Here is a 19,710-nt window from a genome sequence, read left to right as displayed (position 1 = left end):
CTCACTCGCTCGGTTCTGTGGTAGCAAAGCTCCGCCACGACGGATCGGACACGTCGGCGAAGGCGGGGTTGCGTCTCTCGACGAAAGCCGCGATGCCCTCGCGGCTTTCGGGCCGCGCAGCGGCTTCGCAAATCGACCGCGATTCCGCCGCCAACTGCTCCTCTAACGTTGAAGATGTGGCATCGGCGACAAGCCGCCGGATCGATCCGAGCGCGCGAACGGGACCTTCCGCCAGCGAGATTGCGACTGCAAGCGCCTCGTCCATCAGACGTTCGTCGGGAACTACGCGAGTGATAAGCCCGGCGCCTTCGGCCTCGTGGCTCGACATGCGGCGGTTGGTAAGCAGCATGTCCTGCGCCGTCCGTATTCCGACCAGACGCGGCAACAGCCAGGTCACGCCGGCGTCTCCGGTAAAGCCGATCGCAGAGTAGGCGGTCGAAAAATGGGCACCAGGCGCCGCAAGGACCACGTCGCCCAAGGCCGCGAGCCCCAATCCGGCACCGGCCGCAGGGCCGTTCACGGCGGTCACGACCGGCTTCGGCATGCGCATCAGAGCGCTCACGGCGGCATGAAGGTTGATCGTGATCTTCTGGATAAGCGAAGGCAGGTCGGCCCCGGCTGCCTGGAAATCGCCGAGGGCGCCACCGACGCAGAAGAAGCGGCCGGTGCCGGTGAGCAGTACGCATCGCACGTCGGGATCGTTATCAAGCTCTGCCGTGGCGTAGGCGAGCGCCTGCGAGGTCGCGAGGTCGATGGCGTTTCCCGCCGCAGGACGGTTGAGCCGCAATGTGGCGACGCCCCGATCCCGGTCGATAACGATCGCGCTCTCGGTGGTCCCCTCCATATGCTCCCGCTCAATGCTTGTGCATGGTTTCTGACGTTCTAGCGCACGCTGCGCATGTTCGGTGTCACCATCGCCCGTTACAGCCCGAGCAGTCTTCAAAAAGAACTAGATCGAAGTGTTCCCGCCATCCACGGCCATGGCAGAGCCCGTGACGTAGGACGCCTCATCCGAAATCAACCAGCGAATGGCCCTGCCGATTTCGTCCGGTTCAGCGAACCGTCCGATCGGATGCGTTGCCGCCACATAATCTTCGAGCCCGCTTGCCGCCATTGCGCCCTCGAACATCGGAGTGCGCGTCGCGCCGGGCAGCAAGGCGTTTACCCGCACGCCTCTTTTCGAATATTCGCAGCTCGCGCTACGTACCAGGCCCAGCACGCCAGCCTTCGACGCGCAATAAGCGGAGGTCAGTGGAAAACCGATCATCGAGGCCGTCGAGGACACCATGACGATGGAGCCGCCGCCCGTGTCCAGCATGGCGCGTGCCTGGTATTTCAGGCACAGGAACTGCGCCGTCAGATTGATGGAGATGACGCGGGACCATTCTTCCAGCGGCATGTCTTCGATCGCGATCGAAGATCCAACAATCCCGGCCGCATTAGCCGCTCCGTGCAGGCCGCCAAACCGGGAAACAGCGAGCTGCACCAAATCTCGAACCGCCGACTCACTCGTCACATCGATGCCACAGCTTTGGGCAACACCGCCCTTGGCTCCGATCATTTCGACGGTCTCGGTGCAGCCGGCCTCATTCCGATCCGCAACGGTGATCAACGCCCCTGCCTCAGCCAGCAGAAGCGCAGTGGAGCGCCCAATGCCGCTCGCTCCGCCGGTCACGATGACCGATTTCCCGTTGAGGTCGCGCAAAACCCACTCCTGCAATGCTCCGCCTTTCATCGCATGACGCTCCGTTTGCCACTGTCACCCCTGGCTGTGACAGGCAGTGGGAGGAACGGAAGATAATATCCCATAGGTACCGAGCCCCGAGGCTTCGCCTCGTCGATCGGATCCCAAGAGCAAACAGAGATGGGAGACACAGTCTGTGCCGATGAAACCTTATTTGACGCTCGCTCAAGCAGACGCGATCGGTCTCGCTGCGCGTGCGGAAGCCGAGGCACATGGCTTTGGCGTGACCATCGTCGTCACCGACGATGCGGGCAACGCCATTCGGCTGGATCGGCTTGACGCGGCCTCCCTGGTCTCCCTTACGGTTGCTGAAGCAAAGGCGAAGACCGCAGTGAACCTGCGCATGCCGACTTCTGCAATCGGCACGATGGCAGAATCAATGCCGAACATGATCGCCATTCCCGGCCTTATGCCGTTTCCAGGCGGATTGCCGCTCATGCATGAGGGGACTCTCGTCGGCGCGATCGGCGTGTCCGGAGCTCTCGGCCATGAGGATGAGCAAGTGGCCCAGGCCGGCGCGGGCGCTTTGCGCTGGTAGGCGACCAGTTTTCGGTGCGGAACGCCCCTATAGCGGTTTAACGCCCCTATAGCGGTTTAACGCCCCTATAGCGGTTTAACGCGGGAAGAGGGGCGTCGCGGAAGGTGGAGAAGGATGCGATGGGAAGAGCCTCTGGGAAGGTCGCGGTCATCACGGGAGGTGCGCGCGGAATGGGCGCCGCGTTCGCGCGGCGTCTGGTCGAGGAAGGGGCGAGCGTCGTTCTAACCGATGTGCTCTCCGACGAAGGCCTTGCCACCGCCGAGGCGCTAGGTGATCACGCGCATTTCATTGCGCATGATGTCACACAAGCCGATCAGTGGGCGAAGGTAGTCGAAGTGGCGGAACGACGCTTCGGGCCGATTTCGGTCCTAGTCAACAATGCGGGCATCGCGGCCTACGGGCCGATCGAAGATACCAGCGAGGTCGAATTCAGAAGGATCGTCGACATCAACATGGTGTCGATCTTCCTCGGCACAAAGGCCGTGATTCCTTCGATGCGACGCGCGGGCGGAGGCGCTATCATCAATATCTCATCGGCAGCGGGAATTGTCGGGCTTCCGCAGATGCTCGGCTACGTCGGCACGAAGTTCGCCGTGCGCGGCATGACGAAATCCGCAGCTTTGGAACTGGCTCCGCTCAACATCCGGGTGAACTCGATTCATCCTGGAACGATCGACACCCCCATGTCCCAACTGTCCGGGGATCCGGAACTTACCGCAGCGGTCAACAGCGTGACACCCGCCGGGCGCGTTGGTCAGCCCGATGAGATCGCAAGCGTCGTCGTGTTGCTGGCTTCAGACGAGTGCGCCTTTGCCACCGGTGCCGAATTCGTCATCGATGGCGGGCTGACCTGTCACTAGGAGGTGATCCGCAGGCCCAGAATGTGCGTGTATCGTCGGAAAAGCTGAGAGTTCGGGGATGCCCATGAGCGCAAGATCAACCATGAGGCCGTCTTAAACATGGCCGCGCTCTCCGCCATGCCGTCAGCGTCGGACGCACTCCGGCGCTTGCGATCGTCGCGAGGCAAATGTTCGACGCGCGATTTTGAAAATGAGAAGCGTCGGTGGGCGTGAACGCCTTCGCGTCTTTTGACCCCGGTCAAATCGAGACGCTCGGCTCGATGATGCATTACTTCGCCGGCGGCGTAGGGCGGCCCTTGCTGTTTCTTCATGGCAGCCCAACCTCATCCTATCTGTGGCGCAATGTGGCGCCCAGCCTTGCCAAATCGGGTCGCTGTATCGCCGTAGACCTGATCGGCATGGGGCAGTCAGGTAAGCCCGCGATCGAGTATCGCTATAGCGACCATTTGCGTTACTTGGACGCGTTCTGCGACAGCATGGGCCTGACCGATTGCGTTCTGGTGACACACGGATGGGGCGCCGCTCTCGGCGTGGACCGAGCCCGCCGCGTTCCGGGATTCGCACAGAAGATCGTTCTGATCGAACCGATCCGCGCATTTCGCGCTTGGGAAGATTTTCCCCCGCTTGCTGCCGAAACCTTTTGCGCCTTCCGTTCAGCCGACCGAGGCCGCGAAATGGTTATCGACCGCAATTTGTTCATCGAGGAGGTGCTGCCCAAGACCATTCTCCGTTCGCTGTCCGCAGACGAGATGGAAGGGTACCGCGCGCCGTTCCGGCAGCGCGCCGACAGGATGCCGCTGCATCGATTTGCATGCGAAGTTCCCATTGCCGGAGAACCGGCCGATGTTGCCGAGCGTCTGAGCGCGAATGAGAAATGGCTTGTCGACAATCTGTGTCCCAAGCTTCTCCTTTACGCACGCCCTGGCGCGAACATGCCGCCCAAGGACGCGCTGGCTTACGCCGCAAGTCTCGGCAACTGCGAAGCAGCCTTCGTCGGCGAGGCTCTGCACCAGGTGCCGGAGGATTGTCCCGCGGCAATTGCGGCGGCGATCGCAGAATGGCTCGCACGCTGAACCGTGCACGACTGCTTTTCTGAACCGTTCGCGACATTACCCAGTCAAGCGATGGCGACCTCTACCCGATCGGTATCAAGCGGGCTCCCGTCTCCCTTCAGATGCTTTCGATTGCCTGCATGCTGGGATCTATGATCGCGCCGCCGCCATCTGCGGTCAGCGCGGTTCCAGTTATGAACGAGGCGTCGTCGGACGCCAGGAAGGCAATCGGTCCTGCCATCTCCTCCGGCGTGGCCATCCGACGGAGCGGCGTCGGCTTCATAGCCTGCGCGAAAACATCCTCCAGGCTCCTTCCTCGCGAACGCGCAAGGTCACCGAATGTCGCGTCGGTCATCGCGCTACGCACCCAGGCGGGGCACAGCACGTTGCAGCGAATGCGATCTGGCCCGTAATCGATCGCGATCGAGCGGCTGAGTCCCAGCATCGCCGACTTGGCCGAGGTGTAGGCAATCAGGTCAGGGTAGGCAACGAAAGCGGCTTGCGACGACACAAGTACGATGGCGCCGCCGCCGCGCTGCCGCATATGCGGGATGGCGTACTTCGCAGCCAAGAGCGCGCCTTCGACATTGACGGCCATCGAGCGGCGGAACACGTCCATGTCGATTTCGACCACGGAGCCGGACATGGATACTCCCGCATTCGCAATGAGAATGTCGAGCGCGCCGAAATGCTCGACGGTGGCTGCCACGGCCGTGCGTACATGCGCCTCGTCGGCGATATCGCCGGCAACGGCGAGACCGCCGATGTCTTTTGCGACAGCTTCGATCAACGCCTGGCGCCGGCCGGTGACGACCACTTGCGCCCCTTCGGCTGCCAGGCGGCGCGCCGTCGCCTCGCCGATGCCTTCGCCGCCGCCCGTAATGAGCGCCACTTTTCCTTTAAACCGTTGCATTTGTCATTCTCCCGCCATGCGGCAACACTGAATGATGGCCGGTCGGATCGATGTTAACGTTTGCGCGATCAAGAGGTCGGAAAGGCAGCTTGCAAATCAGTCCGATGAATTCGGTCGCCTGCGTGCAAGTCAATCATAGCTGTCCATGGCGTCGAGATCGTCGATCGCGGTGGTCATCCGACCGATGAATTCCAGAGTGGCGTCTTCCGGCTGATAGTATTCGGGTCCGTTTTCCGGCGGTGCGTTAGTCACCGTCCACCAAGTGAGCGCGCTCAGAAAATGGCGCCGATAGAGCAGGAAAGCGTCGTCGAACGACACGGTCGGCCCACCGAACTCCCGCAGTTCTTCGACATAATATCTTATGAGATCGCTCTCCCAAAGGCGCCTGTTCTCGACCGTTAGATTGCAGGAAATCAGATAGGCGAGATCGAAGCCCCAGTGACCGCGGGCAAACGTCTGCCAATCGGACAGGCCCATGCGGCCTTCACCCGTTATGTACCAATTGCGCAGGTGGACGTCGTTGTGAGTGAAGGTGAGGGGTAGGGAGTTTTGCATCTCCACCGCCTTGAGCGTCGGCTCCCAGACTTCTGCCCTTCGGCGAAACAGCCTGTTCGGAATGACGCTTTCTGCGGCCGCAAATCCTTTGTCACAGGCGACTTCGAGTCCGAGCCACCGGTCGGTCGCTCTGAAAATGCCTTCCAAGGTCATTATCTTGGCATCTGCGACCTCGGAAGTCCCATAATAGCGACCATGAAGCTGCGCGAGCGTGGACAACTGGTTCTCGATACGACCACGGGTTATCGGAGTTTCATGGTTGCAAAAACCGGCGCCTCGTTCGTCAAGATCTTCCAGCATGATTATGGAATTATAGCTTACGGGGTCATACGCCGCGAAAATCGGATTTGGCGCTTCGATGTCGAACATTGGGCGATAGCGCGAATAAAACGCCACTTCGCCAATCACTAGCCCGATGTTGGCATGTTGGAGGCGGTGAACGAGTTTTTGCGAAGATTTGCAAAAAACGGTGGACGGCAGGCCCGCGGCTTGCCCGGCTGCGTTGTACCTCAAAAATATCCGTCGACGGTTCGATGTACCGTCATCGGGTGCTCCGAGCGAATAATCGGCGACCACCGCACCGTTCGTGTTCCGACAGAGGATCGATGTCAGCCAATCGGTTGAGATCGTGTCATAGGAATGCGGCAGTTCGCCAATATTTCGGGCGACGAAGCTGCTCTCAACCTCCTGTTGAAACGACTGCCTTATCCGGTCATCCCGCTCCGCCAAGCTAAGTTCCATGGTATCTCTTTCTGTTCGCGCCGTGACCGTCTTGCTTGAGCTCACCTCGAATCCGGTCGTACGCGGACACCGCTTGCCGCCGACGCTTCAATTGCGTCGATGATCTGGTGAATGCCGACTGCGTCTTCGAAGCTTGGTGCACGCTGCGTACCGCTCCGGATGTCGAGTGCCATGTCTGCATACATGCGGGCAACGTTTCCAGGGACAGCCGCGCTCGGCAGATTGTCCAGGTAGCGCTCGGGGATATCGAGCGGCGCTACGGCCGATCCTTCACCCTGGGCGCCGCTCAGTGCGAGGTCGACCATCTGGGCATGGCCTTGGCTTCCGGTGATCCGAAGATCGCCCTTCGTGCCAAGGATCTCCCATAGCAGGCCGGTACTCCGGCTGACGCCGCCCCGATAATGTATCGCGAGCGGTGCGCCGGATTCGAGGGTCGCGCTGACAATGATCTGGTCAGGAGCCGTCATCGGCTTCATCTCGCCGGTCTCGACGACTTTCACCAGGGGAAAGCGGGTCGTCACTGTCGCCAGAACGTCCGCGATCGGGCCAAGCATCTCCACTACCCCAGCGAGTGTATGACCTAGCGGGATTGTCAGCATCGTGGCGCCGTTGGCTCGATCAAGAATATAATCGTAGGCATTCGACGTTTCGGGTCCCCAGCTACCGCCGTCGCCGACAAGCGTGCTGGAGATGACATCGCCTACATAACCCTCCGCAATGAGGTCGGCCGCATACCGGATAGCAGGCGCCGCCGTTGCCTGGAGGCCCGCCACGGCTACGATCGACCGATTTTTCGCCAAATCCGCCAGTTCACGCGCCTCGGCAAGGCCATTGCCGAGGGGCCATTCGCAATAGATGTGCTTTCCAGCATCGATTGCTTGACGTGCGAGCGCGAGATGGTGTGGCACCTTCACCGTGACGGATACGATGTCGATGTCGTCTGCAGTCGCCATCTCGCCCACGCTTCCATAGGCTTGAAGCGAGCCGAGTTCGGCTGCCGCTCGTTTAGCACTCTCGGCGCTGGAATTCGCGACGGCGTTGAACGAGAATGTGTCAGACAATGCCTGTAGCGCGGGAACATGGGCGAACGCCGACCAGCTTCGCCCCGGTGTCAGTCCGACGATACCTACACCCAACTTCTCGCCCATCGCGTCATGCTCCTTCCTGATCGCCGACCACTGTTCAAAAGGGTCGGTAGAACGCATTCATCTAGTTTGCGCCGGCGTCCGCGGAGCCGTAGCTGCCAACGAAGCTGTAACTTCCCGCCGTCATGCCCCCGTCAATGTTCAAAACAGTGCCCAGTATCGGTGCTGCGGAATCGGACGCGAGGTACACGCAGAAGTCCGCCACCTCTTCGACCGCGATGGCGCGGCCCAGCGGGGAGGTTTTCTCGACCACGGCACGGACATCCAGATCGGGGCCACACGATTCAGCGAGCGCTTCCGTGTCCGTCGCACCCAGCGCTACGGCATTCACGCGAACACCGGTTCTCTGTGCCGCAAGCTCGAGACCGGCCACCTTTGACAGTGTCTCGAGGGCGCCCTTGTAGATGGAGTAGGGCGCGCGATACGGAACGGGTTGTTGCGCGGCCATGCTCGATATATTGAGAACCACTCCCTGACCCCGTTCGATCATGCCGGGGACAAGTTCCTGCATCAGCGTCAGCGGCGCCAAGAAGCACAATGCCTGGCTCAGATCCCAGAACGCATCGTCGCGCTTCAGCACACTCTGGAAGGTGGAAGAGGTCTCTGATGCGTTGTTGATCAGTACGTCCACCTCGCCGCAGGCTAAGGCAAGGCTGCGACAAGCCTCGCGGGTGGACAAATCGGCTGGACGCACTTCCGCACAGCCTCCTTCCGACCGTATCTCTTCGGCGATCGCCTCGAGCTTGTCGGCGCTGCGCGCTGTCAGAATGGCTGTGGCGCCGAGCCTGGCAAATGCCTTTGCAGTCGCGGCTCCGACGCCGCGGCTGGCGCCCGTTACGAGCACCCGCTTGCCAGCGAAATTGGGGTGAGAGGTTGTCATTGACGTCCCATCCTATTCCGCGGTCATTCCGCCGTCGACGGGCAGCGCCACGCCGGTGATGAAGGATGCGTCGTCGCTGGCCAGGAAGGCTGCGACCGAAGCGATCTCGCTCGGTTCGGCAAGCCGGCCGAGCGCGTGCTTCTTGATCCACTCGTTATTAGATGCTCCAGCATCCTGCTGTTCGTGAAACTGCCGGTTTAGCGGCGTCAGCACGCCTCCCGGGCAAATCGCGTTCACCCGCACATTGGCGCCGCCATACTCCCAAGCGGCCGCCCTGGTGAGCCCGATCACTCCGGACTTCGCCCCCGTATAAATCGCGAGCGTCGGGACTGCGATCAGTCCTGCCGCAGAAGCGATGTTGACGATCGATCCCCGTCCGGCCGCCTCCATGATCGGCAGGACAAGCTTCATCCCGAAGAAAACGCCCTTAAGGTCGATATCGGTGACTTCATCAAAGTCGGCCTCGGTGGCATCGCCCAGTTTGAGGCGCCTTCCGCTGATACCCGCGTTGTTGCAAAGGATGTCGACACGGCCGCCCCATTGCTCTTGCGTCGCTTCGACCATTGCGCGCATGCCGGCTTCGTTGGTCACGTCGACGACGGTCGAACGCGCGCGGTCGCCATACGCCGCGACGCTGTCGTGAACGGTGCTCTGATGGTCCGCGCACATAACGAACGCGCCTTCCTCGAGGAACCGCTGCGCGATTGCCTGGCCGATCCCCTGAGCAGCGCCGGTGACGATTGCCACCCTGCCTTCAAGTCGTTTCATGCCTCTCTCCCGTTTGACGCTTTGCTGCGCCGGTTGATGCCATCGCTGCCGCCGCTCCGTTCGGCGGGCAGAGGGTCACGCGTTCCTTCGGCGGCGCCTTTGCGCTCACGCGCAAGTCGAACGCAGCCCTTCATAAGCGGTCGCCAGCGCGCCGCGCACCGAGCGGTCGGTCCGAAGGGCGATCTCATCCGCGGACAAGTCGGCAAGTTCGGCGGAGAAGGGCTCGGCGCCCACACATTTCAATCCACCCTTTTTCAGGAGAGATGTCAGGACGCGGTCGACCGCCAACTCGCCCTCGCCAGGGAAGTCTCGGCCGTGCTTGATCAACTCACCGAATGTCGTGGTCTCTCGCATCTCGACCGTATCGTCGCAGAGCTGGAGCGCTCGTAGGAACCGCCCGGGGATCTCGTCGAACAAGGCCATGTCGGCTTCGAAATCGGCAGAGCCCTTTTGTAGATGCCAATTGTCGACAAGGATGCCGCAGTTATCCTTGTCGACCGCGGACAGGAGCCGCCATGCGGCAGGAAGGTCAGGAATTCCCCAGTGAGGAATGAACTCCAGGTCGACCCAAATGTCCTGCGCCTTAGCTTGGTCGCAAAAGTCCGCAAAGGATCTACAGATTTCGTCGAAGCCGATCGCCCCCTTCGAGAATGCACCTACCGCCGCGACCGACCGAATGTTGAACTTGCCCGCGAAATCGAGCAACTCACCAACGGAAAAGTCAAAAAGCGGATGCACTAGGCCGTAGGATGGATCGTCGCGATCAGGATGGCGCTCGGCCGCCCAACTCGACACCCCGTCGAGATGGCTGACATAAAGTCCCGCTGCCGCCAGTCGCTCCCCAAATCCTGCGCTCCCGTCCTTATCCTTCTCAATATCACGCAGAGTGAGAGGACTGAGGGAAATGCCGTCCATTCGGGCACGAGTGGCAATATCGATCAAATCGCGCCACGGTCGATTGATTCCTGCAGGCCATAGGATGAGCGCAGGATCCTCAGCCGGATACGATTGTTGATCGATGGTCATGCGCTGGCGCGCGTTCGAACGTCACCCAGCCTATTCACGAACTCGCCCGCAGTGGCTGCGGCCAGTTGCTCGTAAGAGACGCCCTCGGCGAGTTCCACAAGCTCGAATGGGCTCTGACGGTCAGCCCGTGACATCACGCAAAGCTCGGTGACGATCATATCGACGACGTTCTTGCCGGTCAGGGGCAGCGTGCAGGAGGGCACGAATTTGGGTGCGCCGGATTTCGACGAATGCTCCATCAGGACGATCACCCGCTTGACCCCTGCGACCAGGTCCATGGCGCCGCCCATGCCCTTGATCATCTTGCCGGGGATCAGCCAATTCGCCAGGTCACCGCCCTGCGACACCTCCATCGCGCCCAATATCGTCAGGTCGATATGCCCTCCACGGATCATGGCGAAGCTGTCCGACGACGAGAAATAAGAGGAAGAGGGCAGCTCCGATATCGTTTGCTTTCCAGCATTGATCAGATCGGCATCTTCCTCACCTTCAAAGGGGGAGGGGCCGATGCCGAGCATACCGTTCTCGGACTGGAACGTGACCGTCATCCCTTTCGGGACGTTATTGGCGACGAGCGTAGGAATGCCGATGCCGAGGTTTACATAGAAGCCTTCTTCAAGCTCCTGTGCAGCTCGGACGGCCATTTGGTCGCGGGTCCAGGCCATCATGCAATCTCCCGAGGCCGCGTCACGCGGAATTCAATCTTCTTCGGCAACGGCGTTCCGACGAACAGGCGCTTGATAAAAATTCCCGGCACATGGATTGTGTCGGGGTCCAAGGTCCCGATCGGCACGATCTCTTCGACTTCCGCCACGGTCATGGAACTCGCCGTCGCCATCGGTTGATTGAAGTTGCGTGCCGTTTTGCGGAATATGAGATTGCCCGCCTCGTCCGCCTTCCATCCCTTGATGATCGAAAGATCCGCCCGGATGCCCGTCTCGAGAAGGTACTCTTCCCCTCCGAATTCGCGCGTTTCCTTGCCTTCGGCGACCTGCGTCCCAACGCCAGTCTTCGTGTAAAAGCCTGGGATGCCAGCACCGCCAGCACGGCATCGCTCGGCAAGCGTGCCTTGCGGGCAGAACTCGATCTCGAGCTCCCCGGCAAGGTACTGCCGCTCGAACTCCTTGTTCTCCCCGACATAGGAAGAAATCATCTTGGCCACCTGCCGACTGCGCAGGAGCTTGCCCAAGCCCACGCCGTCGACGCCTGCATTATTGGAGACAATGATGAGGTCGCGCACTCCGGAATGCTCAATCGCGTCGATCAATTGTTCTGGAACCCCGCAGAGCCCAAATCCGCCGGCGCAAATCGTCATGCCGTCAAACAATAGTCCGTCCAACGCAGCAGCTGCGTCAGGATAAATGCGCGTCACCTGGTGACCTCCAAAATTTCAGGAAATAATTAGCTAGGAGCGAGCTCGGCAGTTGTGTCCGCCGGAGTAGCCACGGCGCTCTTGTAGCGCTCGACCCGTTCGGGCGCGACCCGAAGGGGGCGAGCATAAACGGGATCGTTCCGGTCTCTGCTTCCCTTGGGTGCCGTATCCATAATGGCTAGTTCTCGAGGGTCGATATTGCCATAATTCGTTTGGCCCTCGGGCGTCTGGGAGCCCTCGACCGTGTTGATAGACGGCGCGATCCAATCGTTGAGCATGAAGCGCTCGACGATCCCCCACTTGCCGTCCCGCTTTTCTAGCCGGTCGATGTAGCGCCCGCCGATGTAGGTGAAGGGCGCACCTTCCCGGTTCATGCCACCGAAGGAGTAGTAGGTTTCGGCGTGTGCGACGTTACCGTCGATCTCGGCGAGGTGATTACCGATCAGATGCTGGGTCGACGACTGGGAACCGGCGTGCATCGGCTCGACCCAGCGCCAGAATTCCTCTCTGTTTCCGACGAACATCGCATGATCGTCCAGGGCGTCTTCGTGATAGCAGGAGAGGACGAGATCCTTGTCCAGACGGTCTACGCCGCGGCAGTAGCGCGCCATAAGATCATAGATTTCCTGGCGATCGAGAAGATAGGTCAGTGTTTTCTCCATGTCCTCCGGCGTCATACGGCTCTCCTTGTCCTGCCCAGCATCCTGCATCCCGGATAGATCGCTATTGAACGATCGGCTTTCCCGGCGTGAATTTCACTTGAAGATGATCGAGCGTGTGTATCTGGAAATGAGGAATGAATTGCGGTTCGGGAAACTCGTCGGAGAACCGCAGATCCTTCAGCCTTTCCAGCATGGTGCGAACGGCGATCCGCATCTCGCCTCGCGCAAGAAGGCTGCCTACGCAAAAATGGATTCCGCGGCCGAACGCCAGATGATTGCGAGCGCCTTTGCGATCGATGTCGAACTCGTCAGGATTGTCCCACTGCTCGGCGTCGTAGTTGCCGGACATATAGCTGACTTGGACGATCGAATTTGCGGGAATGGTGACCCCGCCCACTTCAGCGTCTCTCGTGGTCATGCGATATTGATGGGGTACCGGGCAGTGCGAGCGCAGCATCTCTTCGATAACGTTGGGGATGAGGTCGGGATTCTCGCGAACACGGGCCAAGAGTTCAGGCTTTTGGAGCAGCATGAACATCGTGTTGCCGATGCCCGTCGTGGTGGTCTCATTGCCCGCGACGAGGATCAACTGCACGATCATGAGCAGCTGCCCCATCTCCAGCCGCTTCCCGTCGACCTCGACATGCACCAGCTTGCTTAGCAAGTTATCCTGCGGCTCCTTGCGATAGCGTTCCGCGCGTTCCGCGAGGTAGTTCTGCATATCGATCATGTGATCGGTGAGCTCGAGCTCGCGATCCGGAGGGCAGTGGGGATCATTGCGCTCGACCCATGCCGAGGACCAGATTTTGAAACTCGGGAAATCCTCACGATCAACGCCCAGCTGGTCGGCGATGATATACATAGGAAGCGGAACGGCGAGATCCACGCTGATATCGGCGTGACCTGCTTCGATGAAAGAATCGATCAGTCGATCGGTGATGTCCTGGATGTAGGGTTCCAGCTGACGCACATATCCGGGCGTGAATATCTTGTCGACCAGTGCTCGGTGCCAGCTATGCTCCGGCGGATCGGTAAACGCCAGAACATGTTCTTCCGGCCAGCCGCGTTCCTTATATCGGCGACGGACCTCGTCAGACACCGACGACTGCTTGTTGATGATCATCGGTGTGCGGTTGGAGAAGATCTCGGTGTTCTGGTTGACGTAGGCAATGTCTTGGAACTTCGTGATGATATAGAGGCCCGTGGCCGGATCGCGATAGACCGGAGCCTCTTCGCGCAGCTTTTTGAGAAACGGGAACGGGCAGCTCTGCACCTCGGGCGAGGAGTAGGTGCCTAGATCCACAGCCACTTCACTCATTTTCCTACCTCTACCTATAACATTGTGAGGTGCGCTGTTTCAGGGGCAGTGCACCCGGTTGGTCATAACTTGGTCTTCGCGACGCCGGCTGTGCCAGGGATTGCCGGATCCAGCTATCGCGAGATGATTACGGGCTCAGCCTGCGTGATCCCCGCCAAGATGTCTGTCACCCCTTGGCGGGACATCCGCGCCGGCGGCTTTTCGCGCTCTCGCGAGCACCTAGAGGGAGCGGCTGCGAGAAAGTCGCGGAGACCGGAAATTCTCCCGAAGGGCTCACTGCAGTTCGTCAGCTATGCCCGCCAGATCTTCCGCGTATCCCTTCTTCTTCTCGACATCCATGGCCCGAAGAATCTGAATGCGCTGGGCTTGCGGGCTGCCCGCGCCGTGCAACGACTCCGTGAGATATCCTACGGCATTCCTGCCGAGGGTCATATTTTCGATGAGCCGCAGCATGCGCCGACGATGTTCGACCGGGATATTCCCGCGTCCCTTGAAATATTTTTCGAGCAGGGGGCCTGCCACGTCATTGTTGAAATCCGCCTCGGACGGAAGGGTGACGAGCAATCCGCCGGCGAGATCCTGCGCAAGCCGCGAAATCTCATAGGGAAAGCGCGTGACATTGTGCTTGCACACGTTGGCGAGCATGCTGTCGTTCATATAGATGCCCGACGCAAGCGGCTTGGCCTCGTGGCTGGACGCAATCGCAGACGAGTAGATCGTCTCGTTGAGGTGCGTCATTTCCACCAACTTGTCCTTGATATGGCTCGCCTCGGCGGCGCCGTTGTAATCCGCGATGGCGGCTGCTGCCCCGACCATGACGTCGCCAAGGCCGGTTTTGCAGACGTAGCTCGCGCGGTGATATGAGGTGAAACGGGCCACCATGTCCTGAGCGAACTCGTACTCGCCGTCCATGAACACGTGCTCATTGGGAATGAACACGTCGTCAAAGACAACCAGCGTTTCCTGGCCGCCGAAGCGAGCATTGCCCTTGTCGATGTCGCCTGCTTCCATCGCGCGCGTGTCGCACGACTGGCGGCCATAGATATATGTCAGCCCGGGAGCGTCGCCCGGAACCATGCCCACGACGGCATAATCACGGTCGTCCTGGCCCATATTCATGGTGGGCATGACGCAGATCCAGTGTGAATTGAGGCCGCCTGTCATGTGCGCCTTGGCTCCCCGGACGTAAATTCCTTCAGGCACACGGCGGGTCACGTGCAGGAAAAGATCGGGATCGTGCTGCTCGCTCGGTCGCTTCGACCGATCTCCTTTCGGATCCGTCATGCCGGCGCCGATGATGACGTTGTTGCGCTGTGCATGTCGCATGAACGCCAAGTAGCGCTCATGATATTTCGTCCCATGCTTCTGATCGATATCGAAAGTGATCGAATGGAGCACGCTGATCGTATCTAGACCGGCACAGCGCTGGAAGCACGTCCCGGTCAGCTGTCCCAGTCTGCGCTGCATCCGGTTTTTCATGACGAGGTCGTCTGGCGAGCCGACGATGTGAAGGAACCGGTTGACCGGCGCATCGATAAGCGCCGACCACGCTGTCGCGAGCTCAGGTTCGTCGAGCGCCAGATCATAGGTCATCTTCAGGGCATTAATCGAAGGCCTGATGATGGGGTGATCAACCGGTTCCGCGATTTGCTCACCGAACAGGTACACAACGACGTCGCGATTTCGAAGGCTGTCGAGATAGTCATCTCCGGTTACGATCGGTGCGAATCGTGCCCATTGCTCCGCCGCAGTCGTTACTTTTGTATCGTTGATTGCCATTGTTCTTCACCCTCAGCCAGCCTGCATACTCGCTTAATAATACGCCCGGCGGTGCGTTCAGGACAGGGCACGCCGGAGCGTCAAAACTCACCAAATCGATCACTGAGCGCCAGGCTGAAAGCGACGTGATCGCTGCGTATCATCGCCCGGTGAGCGAAGAAGCCCAGAAACCCAGCAGGTTGACGCAGTCGCTGGCCGCTAAGCGGGCTTCGGCCTGGGCCGGAAGGCCGCAGGTCAAGTCCGGTGCCGTGTTGGGACTGCGTCAGCTCAATATCGCTAGGCGGGACTTCGGAGCGCGCCGCAGAGGCGATGGCGCTGCCGCAGCTCCAGCACCGTCTCAGCTAAGAACGAGCCCGCCGTCGATCGATACGATCGCTCCCGTAGCATAAGAAGCTTCGTCTGAGCACAGCCAGACTACGGCTTGGGCAAGCTCGTCGGGGCCAGCCATGCGCCTCAGGGGCACGCTCTTCATGAACTCGTCCAGCGAAAAGCCGGCGTCGCTGGATTCGGATTTCGTTCGAATGCCGGGTGTGTCCGTAGGGCCGGGGCACACGACATTCACACGGATGTGCGGTGCGAATTCAAGCGCGGCGACCTTCGTAAGGCCGACGACTCCATGCTTGCTAGCGACATACGCCGATATCTCCGGCAATCCCTTGAGAGAAGATCCGGAACCCATGTTGCAGATGGCTCCCCCATGACCCGATGCCATCATCGCGGGTGCTTGGTGCTTCATGCACATCCACATGCCCGTCAGGTTGACCGCGAGGATTTTGTCCCAAACCGCACGTTCGCAATCGACGATCAGTCCGGTGTCCGGAGAGATGCCCGCGTTGTTGTGCGCAATGTCGAGCCGCCCAAACCGTTCGACGATCCCGTGAACCGTCTCCTGGATGGATTGCTCCTCTGCGACATCGCACTGAAAGAACTCGGATTTCACCGCCATTCTGCAGGATTTGGTTGACGGTTTCGGTACCAGCGGCACGATCAAGATCGGCCACGCCGATCCGCACGCCCTCGCTGGCGAAGCGCATCGCAGAAGCTCGTCCAATTCCGCTCCCCGCCCCCGTGATCATAGCGACCCGCTTTTCGCCACTATCAAGCGGTCCAAGCCTCGTTGTCATCGTCCCCTCCTGTGCAATATCATTAGTCGTCAAAGCCGGCGTAACGCCCGTCTAGGAAGGACGAAGCCCCGCGGTTCATGGAGACGAAGGCGGGCGCTCATCAACGACGACATTCTCGATAAATCCGATACCTTCGATTTCGACACGAACCACGTCTCCGGCCCTCAACCATGTCTTCGGGGACATCAGCGCGCCCACTCCTCCGGGCGTCCCAGTGAATACGATATCACCCGGTTCCATTGTCATAGCTGAGGACAGATCAGCAAGCTGCGCGGCACACGAAAAGACCATGTGGCGCGTGTTGCTGGACTGGCGGACTTCACCGTTTACTAGGCACCGGATCGAGAGGTTTCCTGAATCGATCTCATCCGACGTGACGATAAATGGTCCGAAAGGTGCGCTTGTGTCGAACGATTTTCCAAGCGTCACCTGGCTCGTTCGGCGTTGCCATTCGCGCACGCTTACGTCATTTCCAGCGCAATATCCAAAGATAGCGTCGTGTGCCCGATCAGGAGCAACATGCTTGCAGCGCCTGCCGACTATGAAGACTAGTTCCGCCTCGTAATCCAGCGTCTCGGAGATCCGAGGCACCTCGATAGGGCCGTTAGGACTGTTAATAGATGTTGGTGCCTTCGTGAACCACATCGGAAATGTCGGCACCTCGAGCTTGGCTTCTTCGATGTGATCGCGATAATTGAGCCCAAGTCCCATGATCTTGCCAGGACGTCCAATCGGGGCTTCTAGAGCGGTTTCCGATCATGCTGCATCGTATCCGCAGGCGGTGAAATAGTTGGCGCATTCTTGCGGGGTGTAGAGGTCGAGGATGCGGCCGATAGCGGTCCAGAGGCCGTGGATAGTGCGTTCGGCGGCTTTGCGCAGGTGCGCTTTGAGCTTCGAGAATGCTTTTTCGATCGGATTGAAGTCGGGGCTGTAGGGCGGGAGGAACAGGAGCGTTGCGCCCGCCGCCTCGATGGCCTCGCGCACCTCGGCGCCCTTATGGCTCGACAGATTGTCCATGACGACGATGTCGCCGGGGACGATCTCGGGGACGAGCACCTGGGTGATATAAGCGGTGAAGGCGTCGCGGTTAATTGGCCCGTCGAGCACCATCGGCGCGACCATGCCCGTGTTCCTGAGGCCTGCCACGAACGTCGTCGTCTTCCAGTGTCCGTGCGGAACGCCCGCGCGCAGCCGCTCGCCCTTGCGGCAGCGACCGTGGCGGCGCGCCATGTTCGTGCTGGCCCAGGTCTCGTCGATGAAGATCAGTCGGTCGGGGTCGAGATCGACCTGGCTCTCGAACCAGTCCCAGCGGCGGGCGAGGATGTCGGGCCGGTCCTGTTCGGTGGCGTGCGCGGTCTTTTTTTACGCGTGATCCCGTGCCGGTCGAAGAACCGCCACAAGGTACCGATCCCCACCGACACACCGTGCCCGCGCAGCATCGCCATCAACTCTTCGAGCGTCATGTCGGGCGTCTCGGCAATGGCGGCCCGGATGAGATCGCCGTGCGCCTCGATCCGCGCCGAACGGCGGTCGCCGCCCTGCGGGCGCGGTGCTACCGAGCCCTTGGCAAGCAGCCTTTGCCGCCACCGGATTGCGCTCGACACGCTGATCCCGAACCGCGCCGCCGCAGCACGGCACGACAAGCCGTCTTCGACCGCCGCCAAAACACGCTCGCGCAAATCCACAGACAAGGCTCGACCCATCCCATGCCGACCTCCTCACCGGCAAATCGGATGAATCAGAAAATATGCCGCTTGGGAATCCCTCGCGATTCAATCAGCTCGGAAACCGCTCTAGAATGACTTCTTCCAGCCGATAGTCAACAACGGGCGGCAGTGATCCAATCTGGTCAAAAAGCTCCACCCATCTCTCGATAACGGCAATCATGTCGGCACCGACCCCAGGAACGCGGTCAGTAAGCGAAAGAATTGCAGTGTCCCGGACAACCCCGATTTTGATCTGGCCGTCCGACTTGAACCTAGCAAGCTTCATCTGCTCCTCGTTTCTGGCCGCTGCTTGGCAAAAGAACCGCGCTCTTCCTCCAAGGTTGTTCGCGCGCCGCTCCCAAATGTTGTCCGCCGATCGCTTTTGAGCCGAATTCTGCGGTTGAGGCAGCGAAAGCGAGTTCCTATCTCGGGATCGGCGTCCTTCCCAAGCCTCGGAACGGATCATTGGCGTTTCCAAATGCGCGTGATGGCTCAGCCTTCCAGCCTGCCGGTGGAAAAAAAGCGCTCAAACATAGGCTGAAAACGCCGGTTCATATACTCGATCCGCAGGCCGAGCGGCCCAAAAGGTTCTGTGAAGATGGACAAGGCTTGATGGTCGGCGCTCCAGGAAATCGCAGAAATCCCGATTCCCATGTCGGTGAGATGCGCTCGCATAGCCTGCTCGTCATCCATCCACATTCCAAGATGGTGAAAGCCAAAACCCTGCTCGGGTTTATAAATGTGCGAACCGACTGCCTCGATAAGCTCATAATAAGGCGGTCCCTCAATCGAGTAGGAATAGCGGACCAGACCCTCGTCGTCATCAATGCCAATCTGATCCAGATCGGCGATCGGAAATGAAAGAGGTGCATGGAAACGGGTGCCGAACGTCGATCCAAACTCCTCAATCGCGAGCTCGAGATTGGGAACGAGGAAGCTCGCGTGCAGATATGTTTCCGGGATCATACCATTAGATTCCCTCTGCTCGATGCTGAAAATCTCGGGCAAATTCCTCGGGATCGAACGCAACGCCAATGGGGTTCGCTGCAAACTCGGGCGTCTGGAAATATTCGCGGGTCCTGCCGGGCTCCGACCAATTGTCGACCTGCAATTCGATCTGATTGCCATCCGGATCGCGATAGTACATCGATGTGGTCGGCCCGTGGTTGATGCCCCAGTAAGGCAGTATCTCAAGAGCTTTCAATCGTTCATAGTTAATGACCAAGTCGTGGATCGAGGCCATACTGTAAGCGACGTGATCGATGCCCGCGTGCTGCGGCGTCGTCGGGATAAGATCGGGCCGATTGACGATCGCGACACGATGGTGCTCATCGTCGTAAGTAAGAAACGTGGCTCGATCATTGCTGAACACTCTCTGCGCTTGAAGAAAATCCTCATACCACTTCACCATGGCTTCGTAATTCGAAGTTCGAATTACAAAATGAGCGAAATATGAGGGCTTCGCTTCTTGGAAGATGTTATCGACAATGCTCATCTTAATTCCTATCGTCCCACCGTCGCCCAGCT

General features: G+C 59.8%; 22 protein-coding genes. 3 read left to right on the top strand and 19 right to left on the bottom strand.

The window, feature by feature from the left end; genetic code table 11:
- Nucleotide 1 precedes the first annotated feature (1 nt).
- On the bottom strand, nt 2-844 hold the full coding sequence (locus tag BSL82_RS04870; RefSeq protein WP_072596282.1) for an enoyl-CoA hydratase/isomerase family protein: 843 nt from the start codon (nt 842-844) through the stop codon (nt 2-4).
- Nucleotides 845-949: 105 nt separating this feature from the next.
- Entirely contained in the window at nt 950-1,705 is a 756-nt protein-coding gene (locus tag BSL82_RS04865) for an SDR family NAD(P)-dependent oxidoreductase (protein WP_226998625.1), read from the bottom strand.
- A 181-nt stretch (nt 1,706-1,886) separates the two neighbouring features.
- Between BSL82_RS04865 and BSL82_RS04860 the strand changes: the two genes are divergently transcribed.
- From BSL82_RS04860 to BSL82_RS04850, 3 genes are all read left to right on the top strand, one after another.
- Complete coding sequence (locus BSL82_RS04860; RefSeq protein WP_072596280.1) at nt 1,887-2,282, top strand: GlcG/HbpS family heme-binding protein; 396 nt, start codon at nt 1,887-1,889, stop codon at nt 2,280-2,282.
- A gap of 119 nt (nt 2,283-2,401) precedes the next feature.
- Entirely contained in the window at nt 2,402-3,142 is a 741-nt protein-coding gene (locus tag BSL82_RS04855; RefSeq protein WP_072596279.1) for a glucose 1-dehydrogenase, read from the top strand.
- Between the two features lie 203 nt (nt 3,143-3,345).
- Nucleotides 3,346-4,215 carry a haloalkane dehalogenase gene (locus BSL82_RS04850; RefSeq protein WP_072596278.1) on the top strand — a complete coding sequence of 290 codons (870 nt, stop codon included), beginning with the start codon at nt 3,346-3,348 and terminating at the stop codon, nt 4,213-4,215.
- Between the two features lie 97 nt (nt 4,216-4,312).
- Here the strand turns inward: BSL82_RS04850 and BSL82_RS04845 are convergent, their stop codons facing one another.
- From BSL82_RS04845 to BSL82_RS04760, 17 genes are all read right to left on the bottom strand, one after another.
- Nucleotides 4,313-5,107: an SDR family NAD(P)-dependent oxidoreductase gene (locus BSL82_RS04845; RefSeq protein WP_072596277.1), complete on the bottom strand. Its 795-nt coding sequence runs from the start codon at nt 5,105-5,107 to the stop codon at nt 4,313-4,315.
- 129 nt (nt 5,108-5,236) lie between these two features.
- Nucleotides 5,237-6,403 (bottom strand): phosphotransferase family protein, encoded by a 1,167-nt coding sequence (locus tag BSL82_RS04840; protein WP_158010695.1) that lies wholly within the window; start codon nt 6,401-6,403, stop codon nt 5,237-5,239.
- Nucleotides 6,404-6,444: 41 nt separating this feature from the next.
- Nucleotides 6,445-7,551, bottom strand: a complete 1,107-nt coding sequence (locus BSL82_RS04835; RefSeq protein ID WP_072596275.1) for a Gfo/Idh/MocA family protein — start codon at nt 7,549-7,551, stop codon at nt 6,445-6,447.
- Nucleotides 7,552-7,612: 61 nt separating this feature from the next.
- On the bottom strand, nt 7,613-8,428 hold the full coding sequence (locus BSL82_RS04830) for an SDR family NAD(P)-dependent oxidoreductase (RefSeq protein ID WP_072596274.1): 816 nt from the start codon (nt 8,426-8,428) through the stop codon (nt 7,613-7,615).
- A 12-nt stretch (nt 8,429-8,440) separates the two neighbouring features.
- Nucleotides 8,441-9,196: an SDR family NAD(P)-dependent oxidoreductase gene (locus tag BSL82_RS04825; protein ID WP_072596273.1), complete on the bottom strand. Its 756-nt coding sequence runs from the start codon at nt 9,194-9,196 to the stop codon at nt 8,441-8,443.
- 105 nt (nt 9,197-9,301) lie between these two features.
- Nucleotides 9,302-10,111: a sugar phosphate isomerase/epimerase family protein gene (locus tag BSL82_RS04820; RefSeq protein WP_158010694.1), complete on the bottom strand. Its 810-nt coding sequence runs from the start codon at nt 10,109-10,111 to the stop codon at nt 9,302-9,304.
- A 107-nt stretch (nt 10,112-10,218) separates the two neighbouring features.
- On the bottom strand, nt 10,219-10,887 hold the full coding sequence (locus BSL82_RS04815) for a 3-oxoacid CoA-transferase subunit B (protein WP_072596271.1): 669 nt from the start codon (nt 10,885-10,887) through the stop codon (nt 10,219-10,221).
- Nucleotides 10,887-11,594 carry a CoA transferase subunit A gene (locus tag BSL82_RS04810; RefSeq protein WP_072596270.1) on the bottom strand — a complete coding sequence of 236 codons (708 nt, stop codon included), beginning with the start codon at nt 11,592-11,594 and terminating at the stop codon, nt 10,887-10,889. Before BSL82_RS04810 ends, BSL82_RS04815 begins: the two co-directional genes overlap by 1 nt.
- Before the next feature lie 29 nt (nt 11,595-11,623).
- Entirely contained in the window at nt 11,624-12,271 is a 648-nt protein-coding gene (locus BSL82_RS04805; protein WP_072598600.1) for a nuclear transport factor 2 family protein, read from the bottom strand.
- A gap of 46 nt (nt 12,272-12,317) precedes the next feature.
- Nucleotides 12,318-13,565 (bottom strand): cytochrome P450, encoded by a 1,248-nt coding sequence (locus tag BSL82_RS04800; protein WP_158010693.1) that lies wholly within the window; start codon nt 13,563-13,565, stop codon nt 12,318-12,320.
- Between the two features lie 282 nt (nt 13,566-13,847).
- Nucleotides 13,848-15,353 carry a 4-hydroxyphenylacetate 3-hydroxylase family protein gene (locus BSL82_RS04795; protein WP_072596268.1) on the bottom strand — a complete coding sequence of 502 codons (1,506 nt, stop codon included), beginning with the start codon at nt 15,351-15,353 and terminating at the stop codon, nt 13,848-13,850.
- A 337-nt stretch (nt 15,354-15,690) separates the two neighbouring features.
- Nucleotides 15,691-16,338: an SDR family NAD(P)-dependent oxidoreductase gene (locus BSL82_RS04790; protein WP_237267742.1), complete on the bottom strand. Its 648-nt coding sequence runs from the start codon at nt 16,336-16,338 to the stop codon at nt 15,691-15,693.
- Between the two features lie 214 nt (nt 16,339-16,552).
- A complete protein-coding gene (locus BSL82_RS04785) occupies nt 16,553-17,188 on the bottom strand; it encodes a fumarylacetoacetate hydrolase family protein (RefSeq protein ID WP_072596267.1) in 636 nt (211 codons plus the stop codon).
- Nucleotides 17,189-17,233: 45 nt separating this feature from the next.
- Nucleotides 17,234-18,180, bottom strand: a protein-coding gene (locus tag BSL82_RS19895; protein WP_158010658.1) for an IS630 family transposase whose coding sequence is annotated in 2 segments (ribosomal slippage) — nt 17,234-17,832 and nt 17,832-18,180 — 948 coding nt in all. Because the reading frame shifts where the segments join, the coding sequence is not laid out codon by codon here.
- 73 nt (nt 18,181-18,253) lie between these two features.
- Nucleotides 18,254-18,649, bottom strand: coding sequence for a hypothetical protein (locus BSL82_RS04770; protein ID WP_072596266.1), 396 nt, complete (start codon nt 18,647-18,649; stop codon nt 18,254-18,256).
- A 26-nt stretch (nt 18,650-18,675) separates the two neighbouring features.
- Nucleotides 18,676-19,149, bottom strand: coding sequence for a VOC family protein (locus BSL82_RS04765; protein ID WP_072596265.1), 474 nt, complete (start codon nt 19,147-19,149; stop codon nt 18,676-18,678).
- 4 nt (nt 19,150-19,153) lie between these two features.
- A complete protein-coding gene (locus BSL82_RS04760) occupies nt 19,154-19,678 on the bottom strand; it encodes a VOC family protein (RefSeq protein WP_072596264.1) in 525 nt (174 codons plus the stop codon).
- Between the last annotated feature and the right edge of the window lie 32 nt (nt 19,679-19,710).

This window comes from Tardibacter chloracetimidivorans (assembly GCF_001890385.1).
Taxonomy (GTDB): Bacteria; Pseudomonadota; Alphaproteobacteria; order Sphingomonadales; family Sphingomonadaceae; genus Tardibacter; species Tardibacter chloracetimidivorans.
The sequence above is the reverse complement of the archived record's forward strand: the minus strand, read 5'-3'. Positions and strand labels throughout refer to the sequence as shown.

What these genes read in the sequence shown, in the direction of transcription:
- BSL82_RS04870 (WP_072596282.1), bottom strand. Translation starts at nt 844, where the DNA reads ATGGAGGGGACCACCGAGAGCGCGATCGTTATCGACCGGGATCGGGGC.
- BSL82_RS04860 (WP_072596280.1), top strand. Translation starts at nt 1,887, where the DNA reads ATGAAACCTTATTTGACGCTCGCTCAAGCAGACGCGATCGGTCTCGCT.
- BSL82_RS04855 (WP_072596279.1), top strand. Translation starts at nt 2,402, where the DNA reads ATGGGAAGAGCCTCTGGGAAGGTCGCGGTCATCACGGGAGGTGCGCGC.
- BSL82_RS04845 (WP_072596277.1), bottom strand. Translation starts at nt 5,107, where the DNA reads ATGCAACGGTTTAAAGGAAAAGTGGCGCTCATTACGGGCGGCGGCGAA.
- BSL82_RS04840 (WP_158010695.1), bottom strand. Translation starts at nt 6,403, where the DNA reads ATGGAACTTAGCTTGGCGGAGCGGGATGACCGGATAAGGCAGTCGTTT.
- BSL82_RS04835 (WP_072596275.1), bottom strand. Translation starts at nt 7,551, where the DNA reads ATGGGCGAGAAGTTGGGTGTAGGTATCGTCGGACTGACACCGGGGCGA.
- BSL82_RS04830 (WP_072596274.1), bottom strand. Translation starts at nt 8,428, where the DNA reads ATGACAACCTCTCACCCCAATTTCGCTGGCAAGCGGGTGCTCGTAACG.
- BSL82_RS04825 (WP_072596273.1), bottom strand. Translation starts at nt 9,196, where the DNA reads ATGAAACGACTTGAAGGCAGGGTGGCAATCGTCACCGGCGCTGCTCAG.
- BSL82_RS04820 (WP_158010694.1), bottom strand. Translation starts at nt 10,111, where the DNA reads ATGGACGGCATTTCCCTCAGTCCTCTCACTCTGCGTGATATTGAGAAG.
- BSL82_RS04815 (WP_072596271.1), bottom strand. Translation starts at nt 10,887, where the DNA reads ATGGCCTGGACCCGCGACCAAATGGCCGTCCGAGCTGCACAGGAGCTT.
- BSL82_RS04805 (WP_072598600.1), bottom strand. Translation starts at nt 12,271, where the DNA reads ATGACGCCGGAGGACATGGAGAAAACACTGACCTATCTTCTCGATCGC.
- BSL82_RS04795 (WP_072596268.1), bottom strand. Translation starts at nt 15,353, where the DNA reads ATGGCAATCAACGATACAAAAGTAACGACTGCGGCGGAGCAATGGGCA.
- BSL82_RS04785 (WP_072596267.1), bottom strand. Translation starts at nt 17,188, where the DNA reads ATGGGACTTGGGCTCAATTATCGCGATCACATCGAAGAAGCCAAGCTC.
- BSL82_RS04770 (WP_072596266.1), bottom strand. Translation starts at nt 18,649, where the DNA reads ATGATCCGTTCCGAGGCTTGGGAAGGACGCCGATCCCGAGATAGGAAC.
- BSL82_RS04765 (WP_072596265.1), bottom strand. Translation starts at nt 19,149, where the DNA reads ATGATCCCGGAAACATATCTGCACGCGAGCTTCCTCGTTCCCAATCTC.
- BSL82_RS04760 (WP_072596264.1), bottom strand. Translation starts at nt 19,678, where the DNA reads ATGAGCATTGTCGATAACATCTTCCAAGAAGCGAAGCCCTCATATTTC.